Source organism: Streptomyces africanus, assembly GCF_030816955.1.
In the GTDB taxonomy this organism is placed as follows: Bacteria; Actinomycetota; Actinomycetes; order Streptomycetales; family Streptomycetaceae; genus Streptomyces; species Streptomyces africanus.
Window position 1 is genome coordinate 8,078,136 of record NZ_JAUSYP010000001.1, and the last position, 15,845, is coordinate 8,093,980.

Sequence of the window (15,845 nt, forward strand, 5' to 3'; positions counted from 1 at the left end):
GGTGTTGCCTCCAGTGGTTTGGCGCCCGCTATGTGACGCCGTAGACACCAGAAGGGTACGGGTCCGGCCGGGGTCTGGTGGACGGCACCGTGGCCCGGTCGTGGGGAAGCGCGTACCGGGCCACGGGAGTCCGGGATCAGTAGCCGTAGATCATCTTGTAGGCGACCTCGGGGAGGAACTGCCCGGCCGAGGAGCCGCCTCCGACTCCGCAGTTGCCGTCGGACTCGCCCGGAACCTTGATCCACAAAAGCATCTCGGCGCCGCCGCCCAGCCGGGTGGGGGTGCCGATGCGGCGGCCCGAGGGGTTGCACCACTGGCCGTTGGAGCCGTTGCCGTTGCGGCTGGTGTCCACGACGAACGGCTTGGTGTAGCCGTAGCGGGCGCTCAGTTCACGGTTGACGGCGTTGCCGTAGGCGGTGTTCTCGTCGGTGGCGACATAGTTGGAGATGTTGAGCGAGAAGCCGTGAGCCTGTCGCAGGCCGGCTTCGTGGAGGCGCCGGGCCATGGTCGCCGCGTCGGCCCAGCGCGGATTGCCGGCGTCCATGTAGACCCAGGTGTTGGGGGCCTGACGGCTGAACTGGGCGAGGGCGCCGGAGAGCATGCCCTCACGTTCGTCGATCTGGGCCTGGGTCATGCAGCCGTAGTCCCCGAGGGAGTCCGGTTCGAGGATGACGACGGCAGGGCGGTTGGCGATCCCGCCGGCGAACTGGGCGATCCAGTCGGCGTAGGCGGACGGCGAGGCGGCGCCGCCCGCGGAGTGCCCGCCGCAGTAGTCGCGGTTGTAGATGTTGTAGGCGACGAGGAGGGGGAGCTTGTCGACGCGGTCCGCCGCTCCCGCGAACCCGCCCGTGGCGGTGCCGATGGTGCCGCTCCAGGAGCCGAACCAGCGGGCCATCGGTGTGTTGGCGATGTTCGCGTTGATGGCGGCCGCCCGGCCGTCGCCCGGATTGGCGGCGGCCCACCTCTTCGCGCTGGAGTCGGGGTCCACGTAGAACCCACTGGTCATGGTGGTGGGGTCGGCCGCGTGGGCGGACGGTGCGGCGGCCAACGCCAGTGGCAGGGCGAAGAGCGCTGCTGCCAAGGCGCGGAGTCTGCTGCGCATGACTGAACCTCGATTTCCTGGCAGGGATGCGTCTGACCTGATCTTGGGAGCGCTCCCACTGGAAGCGCTCCCAGCAGGAGGGGAAAATCGTCGGGGTGTGTTCGGTATGGTGTTGCGGGGTAGTTGAGGTGTCAAGAGCCGACACCCAGCGCGATTTGTATGGCGAGAACACACCCCCACGGCCGCAAGTCTGGAAGCGGTTCCAGACTTGCGGACGCCGAGGTCCCGGGAAAGGCTCATGCTTCATGGCAGAAGTTGCGCCGCGTCGGCAGCCGACGCTCGACGAGGTGGCCGAACGCGCCGGTGTCTCCCGTTCCGTGGCCTCCCGTGCCCTGAACAACGCTCCGCATGTCAGCCGTGCCAAACGGGAGGCGGTGGAACGGGCGGTCCGGCAACTCGGTTACGTGCCCAACCCGACCGCCCGTGCTCTGGCCACGCGTCAGACGGGAGCGGCCGCCCTGGTCGTCTCGGGAGAGGATCCGTCGATCTTCGCGGACCCGTTCTACGCCCAGGTGATCGTGGGGGCGTCGAGCGCTCTGGAGGAGGCCGATCTGCATCTGATGCTGTGCCTGGCCGCTTCCGACCGGGGGCGCAAGCGGGTGCAGGAGCTCTTCCGGTCCAAGGGGGCCGACGGTGTCATGCTGATGGCGCTGCGCGAGGACGATCCGCTGGCCGGTATGGCCGAGGAGGCGGAGATGCCCATCGTGTTCGGAGGGCGCCCGGTCGGTTCGACTCCCCGGTGGTATGTGGACGTCGACAACGTCGGCGGAGCGCGCGAGGCGACCGAGTACCTGGTGTCGCGCGGCCGGACTCGCGTGGCCGCGATCTGCGGGCGTCTGGACACCGAGGCCGGACGGGCCCGGTACCGCGGCTACCGGGACGCCATGCTGGCGGCCGGCCTCGATCCGTTGCCACCGCAGGAGGGGGACTTCACCGAGCCCAGCGGAGCCGCCGCCATGGCCGTCCTGCTGGCGCACCATCCCGACGTGGACGGGGTGTTCGCCGCCAACGACAACATGGCGGCCGGGGCGCTGCGCACCTTGCGCTCGGCCGGCCGGGCGGTCCCCGCCGACATCGCTGTGGTCGGCTTCGACGACCTGACCGTCGCCCAGGTCGCCGATCCGCCCCTCACGACCGTCCATCAGCCCATAACGGCTCTCGGGCGGGAGATGGCGCGCATGCTCGTCACGGTCGTCAACGGACACGACCCCACCCCGTTGATCCTGCCCACGCGCCTGGTCATCCGTTCGAGCGCCTGACGGGCCTGACTGACGAGCATGACGGCGTGGAACGGGCTCGGCCGACTGACCGACTACCGCGGTCTCGGTCGTCCGGGTCATTGCATGTCGGCGTTCCGTGAGGTGCCGGCCGATCAGGGCCTTGCCGAGCCTGGCGCCGACCGGCGAGGAGTTCCCCCGGAACACCGGGCGGACCTGCTCGGCCGCACGATCGAAGCAGCCCTGGAGCCCTCCGCCGGACCGGACGAGGGCACGTTCCGCGCAGCCGCTCAGGATGTTCTCGCCGCCTTGGCAGCCGCCCAGGACACGCTCGCCGAGGCCCGCTCGCGTTCGGCGTCCCGCTGAGCGGCAGGGGGCTCGGTGGCGGCAGGCCGTGCCCTGCCGCCATCGACCACCGGGGCCGGGATTCTTCACCGCCGGGCCGGCGCTCTTGGCGCGTCCGGCCCGGCGACTGTCACTCGCCCGGGTGGGAGAGCTCGATGCCGTGGCTCTCCACACCCGAGCCGCGCACCGTCAGGTGGGTGGCCTTCGGGGGTAGCCGGCCGCCGTGACCGTGTACGCGCCGCCGCCCAGGTCGGTGAAGGCGTAGCCCCCGTCCTCGCCGGTGGTCGCGGTGGCCACCACGTTGCCGGCCGCGTCGACGAGCGTGACCCGCGCGTCGTTCAGCGGCCCGCCCGCGGCCTGGACCACGCCCTGCACCTGCAGGCCGGGAGAGAGTTCGACCTCGGTCCTGGTGACGCCCTGCGCGGCGATCTCGACGGGCAGCGCGATCGGCCGGTGGCCGGACGCGGTCACCGCGAGGGTCAGCCGGCCGGGCACCAGCTCGGTGAAGCCGAAGGTGCCGTCCGTGTCGGTCGGTCCGGCGGCGAGCACGTCGCCGCGCACGTGCCGGCCAGGCCGCTGGTGCCGCCGATGACGTGGCCGCTGACCGGGATGCCGCCGGAGGGCCGGACCGCGGCAGCGGCCGGGCTCGGCACGTTCTCGTCGTTCTCGGTGCCCCCGTCAGTCTCGTCCGTCTCGTCCTCCCGGCCTCGAAGGCCGAACGCCGCCAGGGCCGCGCCCACGAGGGCGAGGACGCCGGTGACCAGGACGGCGGTGTGGACGCCGTTCATGAAGGCGCTGTGGCTGCCCTCCACCACGGCCGCCCTGAGCTGCGCCGGCACCGCCTCGGAGACCGGGCCGACGCCCATGGCGACCGCGTCCTTCGCCTCCTCGAAGCGAGCGGCCGCCGAGTGGGGCACGCCGGCGTCGGTCAGCGAGTCGGTGAGGGTGGAGCCGACGCGGCTGCTGATGAGGGAGACCAGCACCGAGGTGCCGAGTGCCCCGCCGACCTGCAGCGAGGTCGCCTAGAGGCCGCCCGCGATGCCACCGTCCTCGACGGGGGCGTTGCCGACGATCGCATCGGAGGACGCTGACATCACCATGCCGACGCCGAGACCGAGCGCGACGAACGGCGGCCACAGGGTGGCGTACGAGGAGTCGTCGCTCCACGTGAGCATCGTGAACGCGGCGCCGGCCTGGAGCACCATCCCGAGCGGCATGGTCAGGCGCGCGCCGAACTTCTCGGTGAGCTTCGCGCCGAGCGGCGAGGCCACCATGGAGGCGAGACTGAGCGGCAGGGTGCGCACACCGGACTCGTCGGGCGAGAAGCCGCGTACGTTCTGCAGGTACAGCATCACGAAGAAGATCACACCGAGCAGGACGAAGAAGTTCAGCGCGGTGACCAACGTACCGATGGTCAGGGCCGGGTTGCGGAACAGCCGCATGGGCAGGAGCGGGTGCGCGACGCGGGTCTCGTACCAGGCGAAGAGGGCCAGGACGACGACACCGCCGACGATCGCGCCGAGCGTGCCGGCCGAAGTCCAGCCCCACGTCTCGCCCTTGACGACGCCGAAGACGACGGCGAGCAGTCCGAGCGCGAGCAGCACGACGCCGGGCACGTCGAACTTCTCGCTCGCGGCCGCCTCGTTCCTGGACTGCGGCAGCACCACGAGGCCGAAGACGAGGGCGATGACGCCGATGGGGGCGTTGATGTAGAAGACCGATTCCCAGTTGACGTGCTCGACGAGCAGTCCGCCGACGATCGGCCCTGTACGGCACGGAAGGCGATGACGCCCTCGATCGAGCCGACGAGGCCGATCGCGACGGACGCGGCGGTGAATCCGACGACGCCGACGAGGTAGACCGTACGGCGCCCGAGGCGGTCGCCGAGCTTGCCGCCGAGGATCAGGGCGGCGGCGAGGGCGAGCAGGTAGGAGTTGGTGACCCACTGCAGTTCGGCCGTGGAGGCGTTCAGGTCACGGGCGATCTCGGCGTTGGCGATCGAGACGACGGAGCCGTCGAGGCCGACCATGAACAGGCCGAACGCGACGGCGACCAGCGTCAGCCAGGGGTTGGCGCGAAGACCGCGGGGGTGGGGGTCGGATACGGGAGTGGACGCTGTGGAGACAGCGGTGACAGACATGGGTGAGCTGTCCTCGGGACGTGCGGCGCGCGGCTGGGGCGCGTGGACGTGTGTATGAGGGGGAGATGAGTATGCGAGCAGCACACCCAGCCCCCGCCGCGGCAGCGGCAACGGCAGTGGGCGTACGGCGAGCCGGACCGGTCAGGCGGAGTGGTCGCGCAGGTGCCGGGTGAGAGCTTCCAGGGCGCCGAGCGCCGAGCCGAGGGCGTCGCGGTCGCCGTCGGTGAGGGTACGCAGCGCGGACGCGAGCTGCGTCGCCGCGATGTTCTCCACCTCGCCGATGCGCTGCCGCGCCTTGGTGGTGACGCACAGGTGCGCCACACGCCTGTCGGTGTCGTCCCGATGCCGCTCCAGCAGGCCCGCTTCGGTGAGGCGGGTGACCAGGGCGCTGACGTTGTTCGGCATCATCCGCAGCGCCTCGGCCGCCTGGTGGACGGTCGCGCCGTCGTGCTCGGCGACGTACTGAAGCAGGGCCAACTGCCGCTCGGGGAGCGCGGGATAGGGCGATTGACCGGCAATCGCCCAACTGAATGCGTGAACCGGCAGGCGCGCCCGTCGTTCAGGCGTCGTAGGTGTGGAAGCCCCGGCCGCTCTTGCGGCCGAGGTGACCCGCGGCGACCATGCGGCGCAGGAGGGCGGGCGGTGCGTACAGCGGCTCCTTGAACTCCTCGTACATCGACTCGGCCACGGCCTGGGCGGTGTCGAGGCCGATGAGGTCGAGCAGCCGCAACGGCCCCATGGGGTGGGCGCATCCGAGTTCCATGCCACGGTCGATGTCCTCCGGCTGCGCGGAGCCCGACTCCACCATCCGTACCGCGCTGAGCAGGTAGGGCACGAGGAGGGCGTTGACGACGAAGCCGGAGCGGTCGGGCGCCTGGATGGCCTGTTTGCCCAGCTGCTCGGCGAAGCCGCGGGTGCGCCGCACGGTGTCCGCGCTGGTGGTGAGGGCGGGAATGAGCTCCACCAGTTGCTGCACGGGCACGGGGTTGAAGAAATGCATGCCGATGACCTGCGCGGGCCGCTCCGTGGCCACGGCGAGATCGACGACGGGGATCGAGGAGGTGTTGGTGGCCAGGACCGCCGCGGGGTCTTCGACCGCCTTGTCGAGGGTGCGCAGGACGTCCGTCTTGATGTCGCGGTTCTCGGCGACCGCCTCGACGACGAACTGGCGGTCGGCCAAGTCGCTGAGGTCGTGGGTGAAGGAAAGCCCGGCGAGGGCCTGGTCCCGCTGCTCCTCGCTGAGCTTGCCACGCCGTACGCCTCGGTCGAGTGAGGCGGTGAGCCGGCGGCGGCCTGCGTCGAGGGCGTCCGGCGTGGCCTCGGCGACTCGGACGTCGATGCCGCTGCGGGCCGCGACTTCGGCGATGCCGGAGCCCATGAGGCCGCATCCGACCACGCCGAGACGAGTAACGGGATCCATGTGAGGTCCTATCTGCTGAGTCGCTGCGGGGTGGCTTTTGGGGTTACGGGGCCGGGTCAGACGTTGCGGCGGTACTGGCCGCCCACCTCGAAGAAGGCCTCGGTGATCTGCTGGAGCGAGCAGACCCGGGTGGCGTCCATGAGGACGGCGAAGACGTTGTCGCCGCTCGTCGCCGCGTGCTTGAGAGCGGCCAGGGCGTCGTGGGCCTGGTCGCGGTGGCCGGTGTGGAAGTCCCGCACGCGCTCCAGCTGGGACTGCTTCTCCTCCTCGGTGGCCCGGGCGAGTTCCAGCTCCTGAGGCCGGCTGTCGCCCCCGGGGCGGAGGAAGGTGTTGACGCCGATGATGGGCAGGGTGCCGTCGTGCTTGCGCTGCTCGTACAGCATCGACTCGTCCTGGATGCGGCCCCGCTGGTAGCCGGTCTCCATCGCGCCGAGTACGCCCCCGCGCTCGCTGATCCGCTCGAACTCCTGGAGGACGGCCTCCTCCACCAGGTCCGTGAGTTCGTCGATGATGAACGATCCCTGGAGAGGGTTCTCGTTCATCGCCAGGCCCCACTCGCGGTTGATGACGAGCTGGATCGCCAGCGCCCGCCGCACCGACTCCTCGGACGGGGTGGTGACGGCCTCGTCGTAGGCGTTGGTGTGCAGCGAGTTCGCGTTGTCGTAGATGGGCCGTGAGGGCCTGGAGGGTGGTGCGGATGTCGTTGAAGTCCATCTCTTGGGCGTGCAGGGAGCGTCCGGAGGTCTGGACGTGGTACTTCAGCTTCTGGCTGCGCTCGTTCGCGCCGTACTTCTCCTTCATCGCGACGGCCCAGATGCGGCGGGCGACGCGACCGAGGACGCTGTACTCGGGGTCCATGCCGTTGGAGAAGAAGAACGACAGGTTCGGGGCGAAGTCGTCGATGTGCATGCCCCGGGCGAGGTAGGCCTCGACGTAGGTGAAGCCGTTGGCCAGGGTGAAGGCGAGCTGGCTGATGGGGTTCGCGCCGGCTTCGGCGATGTGGTAGCCGGAGATGGACACGGAGTAGAAGTTGCGGACCTTGTGGGCGATGAACCACTCCTGGATGTCGGCCATCATCCGCAGCGAGAACTCGGTGGAGAACAGGCAGGTGTTCTGGCCCTGGTCCTCCTTGAGGATGTCGGCCTGCACGGTGCCGCGCACGCTCGCGAGCGCGTGGGCCCGCAGCTCGGCCGCCTCCTCGGGCGACGGGTCACGGCCCTCGGCGGCTCGGAACTTCTCCGTCTGCTGGTCCATGGCGGTGTTGAGGAAGAACGCCAGGATCGTCGGCGCGGGGCCGTTGATGGTCATGGAGACCGAGGTCGTGGGCGCGGTCAGGTCGAAGCCGTCGTAGAGGGCCTTCATGTCCGCGAGCGTGGCCACCGACACCCCGGACGTGCCGACCTTGCCGTAGATGTCGGGGCGTTCGTCCGGGTCCCGGCCGTAGAGCGTGACCGAGTCGAAGGCGGTGGACAGGCGGGTGGCCGGCTGGCCCTCGGAGAGCAGCTTGAAGCGCCGGTTCGTGCGGAACGGATCGCCCTCACCGGCGAACATCCGCGCCGGGTCCTCGCCGTCGCGCTTGAAGGGGAACACCCCGGCTGTGAAGGGGAAGTAGCCCGGCAGGTTCTCCCCGCGCCAGAACCGCACCAGCTCCCCGTGGTCGGTGAAGCGGGGCAGGGCGACGCGCGGGACCTTGTTGCCGGACAGGGACTCCCGGGTCAGCTTGGTGCGGATCTCCCTGTCCCGGACCTTCACCACCTGTTCGTCGCCGGAGTAGGAGGCGATGACGGCGGGCCAGTTCCCGATCTGCTCCGCGATCTGATGCGGGAGCTGCTTGCGGGCGTCGTCGAGGAGCGCCTGCACGTTCGCCGCGTCGGAGCCGGCCTCGACGAGCTCGTCCCTGACCGCCTCCAGGTGCTGCACCCTCCTGGCCGCGTCCACCAGGCGCTCGGTCTCGGCGTGGTACGCGCGGACCGTGTCGGTGATCTCGGCGAGGTAGCGCACCCGGGCGGCGGGGACCACCTGCCGGATGCCGGAGGAGTGGCGTACCCCGACCGGTGCCAGCGCGCCCTCGGACAGCGGCAGGCCCTTCTCGGCCAGGCCCGTCTTCAGGTGCTGGTAGAGCGCGGTGACACCGTCGTCGTTGAACGTCGCCGCCGACGTGCCGTACACCGGCATGTCCTCGGGCCGCATGCCGAACGCCTCACGGTTGCGGACCAGTTGGCGGCCCACGTCGCGCAGCGCGTCCTGCGCGCCGCGCCGCTCGAACTTGTTGATCGCCACCACGTCGGCGAAGTCGAGCATGTCGATCTTCTCCAGCTGCGAGGCGGCACCGAACTCCGGTGTCATCACATACAGCGAGGTGTCGACGAACGGCACGATCGCCGCGTCGCCCTGGCCGATGCCCGGCGTCTCCACGATCACCAGATCGAATCCGGCGGCCTTGGCCACGTCGATGACGTCGGACAGGTGCTCGGGCAGCTCGCGACTGCCACGGGTGGCCAGACTGCGGAAGAAGACCCGGTTCCCGTCCAGGGAGTTCATGCGGATCCGGTCCCCGAGCAGTGCCCCGCCGCCGCGCCGGCGGGTCGGGTCGACCGCGATCACGGCGATCCGCAGCTTGTCCTGCTGGTCGAGGCGGAAGCGGCGCACCAGCTCGTCCGTGAGTGACGACTTGCCCGAGCCGCCCGTGCCGGTGATGCCGAGCACCGGCACGACCCGTGCCGCGGCTGCGGCACGCAGCCGCTCCAGGAGATCCGGGGGCAGCTTGCCCAGTTCCGCGCCGGTGATGGCGCGGGCGATCGCGAACCGGTCGCCTGCCAGCAGGGCAGCCGCGTCGGCCGGCTTGCCGTCCCAGAGGTCGAAGTCGCAGTCCTTCACGACCGAGTTGACCATCCCGGCCAGGCCCATCCGCTGCCCGTCCTCGGGGGAGAAGATGGCCACCCCGCTGTCACGCAGCCGGGCGATCTCCTCGGGCACGATGACGCCGCCTCCGCCGCCCACCACACGGATGTGGTCGGCTCCCGCCGCGCGCAGCGACTCGACCAGGTACTCGAAGTACTCCACGTGCCCGCCCTGGTACGACGAGACGGCGACTCCGTGGGCGTCCTCCTCCAGAGCGGCGTCGACGACCTCCCGCACCGACCGGTTGTGTCCGAGGTGGATCACCTCGGCGCCCTGGGACTGGAAGATGCGCCGCATGATGTTGATCGACGCGTCGTGCCCGTCGAACAGAGCCGAAGCCGTGACCAGGCGGACAGGGTGCGCGGGCCGGTGCAGATCGCTCATGGGGGGCCTTCCCGGACGGGGCGGGGGTACTGCCGACACAGAGATACTAGGACGTCCTAGTAAATTGCTGGGGGTGATCGCCGTCACAGATCGAGGACAAGGCGCGTCCCGCACGAGCGGGAGACACAGATGAGCATCGTGTCGCCGGCGGCCCGCTCGTCCTCGGTCAGCAGCGAGTCGCGGTGGTCGGGCTTGCCGTCGAGCACGTCGGTCTCGCAGGTGCCGCACGTGCCTTCCCGGCAGGAGAAGTCGACCGCGACACCGGCTTGCTCCACGGCTTCGAGGATCGAGCGGTCCGCCGGCACGGTGAGGGTGAGCCCGGATCGGGCGAGGTCCACCTCGAAGGCCCCGGCCGGGCCGGTCGTGGCCGTCCGCACCGGGGTGAACCGTTCGACGCCCAGCGTGCCGGGGGGGGGGGCAGCCCGCGCACTGCTCCTGCACCGCCTGCAGCAGGGGCTCGGGACCGCAGGCGTGCACCAGGGTGCCCTCCTCGGGCACGCCGAGGAGGGCCGTGAGGTCCAGCAGGCCGTGCTCGTCCTGCGGACGGACGAGCACCCGGTCCCCGCGCGGGGCGAGGCGGTCCAGGAACGCCATGGAGGTACGGATGCGCCCGCCGTACAGCAGACGCCAGTCGGCCCCCGCGGCCTCGGCGGCCTCCACCATGGGAAGGATGGGCGTGATACCGACGCCACCGGCGATGAACAGGTGGCGTGCGGCGGGCCGCAGTGGGAAGGTGTTCCGCGGTCCGCGGACCCGCACGGCGGCGCCTTCGCGCAGGTGGTCGTGGACGTACGCGGAGCCGCCGCGGCCCTGCGGCTCGCGCAGCACGGCGATCTGCCAGAAGTCGTGTGCGGCCGGGTTTCCGCACAGGGAGTACTGACGGATCAGATCTCCGTCTTGCCCGTCGGCGCCGGCCAGGAGTACGTCGATGTGGGCGCCCGGTGTCCAGGCGGGGAGCATCCCGCCGTCGGGGCGGCGCAGGGTGAGGGAGACGACGCCGTCGGCGGCGAGGGTACGGGCCGCCACGACAAGGGCCGTGTCGACCGACCAGCCGGGCTCCGGTCATGCCGACCGGGTGGCCGAGCGCGATCGCTCCGCCGTTGACGTTCACCTTGTCGAGAGGGATGTCCAGCTCCCGTACGGAGGCCAGGGCCACTCCGGCGAACGCCTCGTTGATCTCGGGCATCCAGGCGGCCGGCCGGGCCCGCCACGGCTCAGTACTGGACGCGGGTGAGCAGCCCGCCGTCCACCGCGAGGTTGACCCCGACACAGAAGGAGCCGGTCCGCCCGGTAGCAGACCTCGCCGCGGCCGTACCGCTTGAGGCACAGCACCGGCCGGGGCGCGCGGTCGAGGATCGAGACGCTGGACGAGTCGCTCTTCGCCGGGCACAGCGAGATCGCCTTCGAGGGGTGCCTGGTGGGGGAGGAGCAGGTGCTCGGCGCGGTGGACCACGGTTTCGACGGCGCCCAGGTCCGGCTCAGTCCCGCCGCGCCCAGGACGTGGCGCTGGAGCGGGCGGGGAGCCGGATGGCGTTCGGCTCGGCGCTGGGAGACCTCGGCATGGTCCAGCAGATGCTGGCGGACTCCGAGATCGACATCGAGGCGAGCCGGGCCCTGATTCTGCGCACCGCCTGGGAGCTGGACACCGGCTCAGCCGCTGCCTCGCAGCTCACCTCGGTCTCCAAGACCTTCGTGGCGGAGGCGGTGAACCGAGTGGTCGACCGCGCGGTGCAGATCTGCGGAGCGCTCGGCATCTCGGCCGCCGACGCCCCGCCGGCCCGCCTGTTCCGGGAGGTGCGGCCGTTCCGCATCTACGACGGCCCGTCGGAGACGCACCGCTTCGCCATAACGCGCCGCGCGGTGCGGCCCTACCGGCAGTCGCGCACGGGTGTCGCCGACGGCTGACAACGGCAGTCGGGCCTCACGCGCAACCAAACATTGCGCGTCGCCGCTTCCTGTCGTACGCTGATACGCAACTAAAGGTTGCGAAAGGGTCCGGCCATGGAGTACGGCAGTATCGAGCGCGAGATCCACGTCGACGCATCACCGGAGGTGGTCTTCGAGGTCGTCAGCCGACCGGAGCACATGCGGGAGTGGTGGCCGGACGATGCCCGGTTCGAGTCCGTCGCAGGGGCGCCCGGTGAGCTCTTCTGGCGGGACGGGACGACCGGCGAGACGATGACCGTCGCGCTCACCGTCGTCGAGGTCGATCCGCCGTCGCGGTTCTCGTTCAGGTGGTGCTACACCGACGCCGAACGGGGCGGGGACTCGTTGCTGGTCACCTTCGACCTGGCGCCGACGGAGCGGGGGACCCGGGTGCGGATGACCGAGACCGGGTTCCGCGAGATGGGCTGGGAGATCGCCGTACTCGAGGAGCACTACCGCGATCACGCGACCGCGTGGGACCACTACATCCCCCGGCTGGGCGCGTACATCGCGCGGCTGGAGTCGGCCTCATGAGCACGCCGGTCGACGACGCACTGTGGTCGGCGATAGGTGACCCCACCCGGCGCACCCTGATCGACCTGCTCCTCGCGTCCGGAGCCGGAACGGCCACATCGCTCAGCGCGGACCTGCCCCTCACCCGGCAGGCCGTGTCCAAACACCTCGCCGTCCTCGGCCGGGTCGGGCTGGTCCGTGCCGAGCCGGCCGGCCGCGAGCGGCGCTACCGGGTCGACGAGGCACAACTCGCCCGCGCGGCCGCGCAACTGGCCGCGGTCGGCACGTCCTGGGACGCCCGGCTGCGCCGGATCAAGCACATCGCGGAGGCGATCGAACGCCGCCGCGACCACACCGAAGGAGCATGAAGATGCCCGACATCCTGCATCGCGTCGGCGCCGTCGCGCCGCTGGACGACGTCTACCGTGCCATCGCGACGCCCGAGGGCATCGCCGGCTGGTGGACGACCGACACCACCGGCAAGAGCGAGGTCGGCGGTCGGCTGGCGTTCCGCTTCGGCGACGTCGGCGGCTTCGACATGGAAATCCTCGAGCTCGACCCCGTCGGCCGGGTGCGGTGGCGCGTCACGGGCGGCCCCGCGGAGTGGATCGGGACCGAGATCGACTGGAGCCTCAGCCGGCGCGACGCGTACACGATCGTCCTGTTCAAGCACGAGGGCTGGCGTGAGCCGGTCGAGTTCATGCACCACTGCAGCACGAAGTGGGCGACCTTCCTGATGAGCCTCAAGGACTTCGTGGAGACCGGACACGGCAGGCCGGCACCCGACGACGTCCGGATCAGCGACTGGCACTAGGGGCACCCCCCAGCTCCACCGTCGTCGTGACCCGCGTGAGGGTGGGTTTCCGGGGCACCGAACCGAACCCGAAGCGCACGGGCGGTGCGACCGGCGCCATGCCCCCGAGGTCGACGCCCTCGAAGACCGCGGACACCGTACCGACCGGCCGCATGTCGCGGACGCCGTACCACTCGCGGCGTCGCGCGCCGCTGCGGCCGCGGGTTCGCACGTGGGTCGGCAGCAGGTGGGCGGGCCCGTTCGTCAGGGCGGCCCATGCCGGGCGGGCGGCGAGTACGCCGGGTACGGCCCGCAGGAGGACCCCCGCCGGCCGTCGCCGGCCGACGGTGAAGCGCAGTTCGAGCGGCCCCGCGGTGACCGTCCAGGTGTCGTCCGCGACGCTCACGTCGACCGGCACGACACGTACCGTGTCGAAGCCGTAGGTGCCACTGACGAAGTCCGCCGTCGGGTGCGAGGGGGCGAGCAGCAGCCGTTCCCCGTCCGCCCGCTCGATCATCACGTCACTGAACGGCCCGAACGGCGAGCGCTGCCAGTGCCCCACCACGACGCGCGTCCCGGAGGAGGTGCCCACGCCCGCGATCCAGCCGTCGAAGCGCAGCCGCGAGCGCCCTCCGCGGGTGCCGCGCGTGCGGCTCACGGTGCTACTCCCCGGACCGGCCCGGCGTCGGGACACGCGGCCTCGACACCCCCAGCCGCACGTGCCGTACCCCTTCCGAGAAGTGCACCAGGGGCTCGGCGGTGGGCGCGGGCAGGCCTGCCGCGGCGGTCAGCGTCTCCTCCAGCACGTCGACGGCGGCGTCCGCCAGCGGCCAGGGCTCGTGTTCCACCGGCGTCTCCCAGAGCATGCCGAACCGATGGGTGTACGCCCGCCAGCGCGAGGTCAGCCACACGTCCCGCTCGGTGGGGGTGATCGGGTCGCCGGGCCGGACCACCAGGCGGTAGGAGGCCTCGCCGGTCCACCTGGACCCGGCGTACGACACGGCGTCCCCGTCCAGGGACACGCTCAGCGTGCCCGGGTGGTACGGCGCGCCGACGGCCCGGGCCGCCAGCATCAGTGGGCAGGCCACCTCGATGGACAGGAACCACAGCCCGTCCGTCCCGTCCCGGTGCCGCACGAAGGTCCGCAGGTTGGTCTCCGCGAATGTCGGGAGCCCGGGCACCCGGGCGGGCACCCCGGAAGGGCGCACATCCGCCATCACGAAGGGGGTGAGCCCCACCCAGGCCGCCCCCTCGTACTCGTCCACCACCAGTTCCCCGGGCAGCAGCGCCTGGACCGCGTCCGGCGGGAAGGCCCAGTGGACGAACGTCTGCCTCACCCAGCCGGCCCGAAGCGCGGGAACGCGCACCCGCTGCTCGGCTCCATACGCGACCACACACGGCGGGTTTCCCGGGGTGGCGGACGGAAACGCAAGGCCGGCCGGCACGGCTCCGTGATCATCTTGGGGATCCTGGACGAGAACGGCGAGGCGCCGGTCGTCGGGGTAGCACACGGGTGCCGGTGCGTCGTAACCGGACAGCGCGCGGTTTACGCGAGACGCTGCCGTCGGCACCCGCCCTTCACCCCTTGACCCCTCTCCCCCCCGGAGTCCGCCATGGCAGCATCGCCGGCGTCGTCCACTGAGGACGGATACCGCTTCGACGACCTGCGTGCTCTCTTCATCAACTGCACGCTCAAGCCGTCGCCCCAGCTCAGTCACACCCAGGGACTCATCGACAAGAGCCGGGCGATCATGGACGCGCAAGGGGTGAGCACGGAGCTCGTCCGCGCGGTCGATCACGACATCGCGCCGGGCGTCTACCCCGACATGACCGAACACGGCTTCGCCACCGACGCCTGGCCGGCGCTGTACGGGCAGGTGATGGCCGCGGACATCCTGGTCCTGGCCGGACCCATCTGGCTGGGCGACAACAGCTCCGTCACCAAGCAGGTCATCGAGCGCCTGTACAGCTGCTCCAGCCTGCTCAACTCCCAGGGACAGTACGCCTACTACGGTCGTGTCGGAGGGTGTCTGATCACCGGCAACGAGGACGGTGTCAAGCACTGCGCCATGAACGTCCTCTACAGCCTTCAGCACCTCGGCTACACCGTCCCGCCGCAGGCGGACGCGGGCTGGATCGGTGCCGCGGGGCCCGGCCCCTCGTACCTGGACCCCGGCTCGGGCGGCCCGGAGAACGACTTCACCAACCGCAACACCGCCTTCATGACCTGGAACCTGATGCACCTGGCGGCCCTGCTCAAACGCGCCGGAGGGATCCCGGCCCACGGCAACCAGCGCACGGAGTGGGACGCGGGCTGCCGGCCGGGGGCCGACAACCCCGAGCACCGCTGAGCGTGGCGTTCGGCGAAGATCGCCTCGATCCCTTCCCGGCCCAGGACGATGCGCGTCGGGTGTCAGATGCCGAGCATGGTGTTGAGCTCGTCGAGGGACTTCACGGTGACGTAGTCGTAGCCGTGGGTGACCGGATCACAGCCGCGGTCCAGGAGGATGAGGTTGCGGAAGCCCATGTCGTGCATCGGCATCAGGTCGTAGCGGGTGTGCGAGGAGACGTGCACGAAGTCCTCGGGGGACGCGTCGAGCTGGTCGAGCATGTACTCGAACGCGGCGTAGCGGGGCTTGTAGTAGCCGGCCTGCTCCGCGGTGAGGACCGCGTGGAAGTCCGCGCCGAGCCGGGGCACGCTCTCCTCCAGGAAGGAGTCGTCGGCGTTGGACAGGATCACGAGCTTGTAGTTCTCGCCCATCTTCTTCAGCGGCTCCGGCACGTCGGCGTGCGGGCCCCAGCTGCGGACGCCGTCGGCGAACCGCTTGCCCGCGTCCGGGGCCGCCTTCAGGCCCCACTTGCGGCAGACCCGCTCGAAGGAGTCCTGCAGCACCTGCTCGTAGGGGTAGTACTCGCCGCGGACCTGGTCGTAGCGGTAGCCGCGGAACTCCCGTACGAACTGGTCCCAGTGCTCGGCGGGGACCTGGTCGCCGACGAGCTCACGCGTGATGGGGGTCATCGGCCACTCGATCAACGTGCCGTAACAGTCGAAGGAGACGTACTTCGGGCGGAACTGAAACGAGGGAATGGGCATGAGGATGCTC

Annotated in this window: 12 protein-coding genes and 6 pseudogenes; 7 read left to right on the forward strand and 11 right to left on the reverse strand. The window is 70.8% G+C overall.

Annotation, left to right across the window (positions count from 1 at the left end):
- Positions 1-136: 136 nt before the first annotated feature.
- Complete coding sequence (locus QF034_RS36770; protein WP_307178979.1) at positions 137-1,102, reverse strand: glycoside hydrolase family 6 protein; 966 nt, start codon at positions 1,100-1,102, stop codon at positions 137-139.
- Positions 1,103-1,347: 245 nt separating this feature from the next.
- Here QF034_RS36770 and QF034_RS36775 point away from each other — a divergent pair, with 245 nt between their 5' ends.
- Both QF034_RS36775 and QF034_RS36780 read left to right on the forward strand, forming a co-directional pair.
- The gene (locus tag QF034_RS36775; protein ID WP_307178980.1) at positions 1,348-2,361 is read left to right on the forward strand and encodes a LacI family DNA-binding transcriptional regulator; all 1,014 of its coding nucleotides are present in this window, start codon (positions 1,348-1,350) and stop codon (positions 2,359-2,361) included.
- Positions 2,362-2,379: 18 nt separating this feature from the next.
- Entirely contained in the window at positions 2,380-2,685 is a 306-nt protein-coding gene (locus QF034_RS36780) for a hypothetical protein (RefSeq protein ID WP_307178981.1), read from the forward strand.
- A gap of 109 nt (positions 2,686-2,794) precedes the next feature.
- On the opposite strand, the pseudogene QF034_RS36785 reads toward QF034_RS36780, so the two are convergent.
- From QF034_RS36785 to QF034_RS36815, 7 genes and pseudogenes are all read right to left on the reverse strand, one after another.
- A pseudogene (locus QF034_RS36785) lies at positions 2,795-3,225 on the reverse strand (MSCRAMM family protein); the annotation flags it as partial.
- 146 nt (positions 3,226-3,371) lie between these two features.
- Positions 3,372-4,804 (reverse strand): annotated as a pseudogene (locus QF034_RS36790) (MFS transporter); the annotation flags it as partial.
- 141 nt (positions 4,805-4,945) lie between these two features.
- Positions 4,946-5,350, reverse strand: a complete 405-nt coding sequence (locus QF034_RS36795; protein WP_503167807.1) for a MarR family winged helix-turn-helix transcriptional regulator — start codon at positions 5,348-5,350, stop codon at positions 4,946-4,948.
- Positions 5,351-5,363: 13 nt separating this feature from the next.
- A complete protein-coding gene (locus QF034_RS36800) occupies positions 5,364-6,224 on the reverse strand; it encodes a 3-hydroxybutyryl-CoA dehydrogenase (protein ID WP_307178983.1) in 861 nt (286 codons plus the stop codon).
- Positions 6,225-6,280: 56 nt separating this feature from the next.
- Positions 6,281-9,509, reverse strand: a pseudogene (gene icmF, locus QF034_RS36805) (fused isobutyryl-CoA mutase/GTPase IcmF).
- Between the two features lie 83 nt (positions 9,510-9,592).
- Positions 9,593-10,535 (reverse strand): annotated as a pseudogene (locus QF034_RS36810) (PDR/VanB family oxidoreductase).
- Between the two features lie 79 nt (positions 10,536-10,614).
- Positions 10,615-10,695: pseudogene (locus tag QF034_RS36815) on the reverse strand (hypothetical protein); the annotation flags it as partial.
- A 168-nt stretch (positions 10,696-10,863) separates the two neighbouring features.
- Here QF034_RS36815 and QF034_RS36820 point away from each other — a divergent pair.
- The 4 genes and pseudogenes from QF034_RS36820 to QF034_RS36835 form a co-directional block, all read left to right on the forward strand.
- Positions 10,864-11,414 (forward strand): annotated as a pseudogene (locus QF034_RS36820) (acyl-CoA dehydrogenase family protein); the annotation flags it as partial.
- Between the two features lie 96 nt (positions 11,415-11,510).
- Positions 11,511-11,969 (forward strand): SRPBCC domain-containing protein, encoded by a 459-nt coding sequence (locus tag QF034_RS36825; RefSeq protein WP_307178984.1) that lies wholly within the window; start codon positions 11,511-11,513, stop codon positions 11,967-11,969.
- Positions 11,966-12,316, forward strand: a complete 351-nt coding sequence (locus QF034_RS36830) for an ArsR/SmtB family transcription factor (protein WP_307178985.1) — start codon at positions 11,966-11,968, stop codon at positions 12,314-12,316. The genes QF034_RS36825 and QF034_RS36830 overlap by 4 nt, the downstream gene beginning before the upstream one ends.
- A gap of 2 nt (positions 12,317-12,318) precedes the next feature.
- A complete protein-coding gene (locus QF034_RS36835; RefSeq protein WP_307178986.1) occupies positions 12,319-12,762 on the forward strand; it encodes an SRPBCC family protein in 444 nt (147 codons plus the stop codon).
- Here QF034_RS36835 and QF034_RS36840 read toward each other — a convergent pair.
- Both QF034_RS36840 and QF034_RS36845 read right to left on the reverse strand, forming a co-directional pair.
- Positions 12,746-13,399: a hypothetical protein gene (locus QF034_RS36840; RefSeq protein ID WP_307178987.1), complete on the reverse strand. Its 654-nt coding sequence runs from the start codon at positions 13,397-13,399 to the stop codon at positions 12,746-12,748. The genes QF034_RS36835 and QF034_RS36840 overlap by 17 nt on opposite strands.
- Positions 13,400-13,403: 4 nt before the next feature.
- Complete coding sequence (locus tag QF034_RS36845) at positions 13,404-14,108, reverse strand: YqjF family protein (protein WP_307178988.1); 705 nt, start codon at positions 14,106-14,108, stop codon at positions 13,404-13,406.
- A gap of 246 nt (positions 14,109-14,354) precedes the next feature.
- Between QF034_RS36845 and QF034_RS36850 the strand changes: the two genes are divergently transcribed.
- Positions 14,355-15,092 carry a flavodoxin family protein gene (locus tag QF034_RS36850; protein ID WP_307178989.1) on the forward strand — a complete coding sequence of 246 codons (738 nt, stop codon included), beginning with the start codon at positions 14,355-14,357 and terminating at the stop codon, positions 15,090-15,092.
- A gap of 62 nt (positions 15,093-15,154) precedes the next feature.
- On the opposite strand, the gene QF034_RS36855 is transcribed toward QF034_RS36850, so the two are convergent.
- On the reverse strand, positions 15,155-15,835 hold the full coding sequence (locus QF034_RS36855) for a haloacid dehalogenase type II (protein WP_307178990.1): 681 nt from the start codon (positions 15,833-15,835) through the stop codon (positions 15,155-15,157).
- Positions 15,836-15,845: the final 10 nt, after the last annotated feature.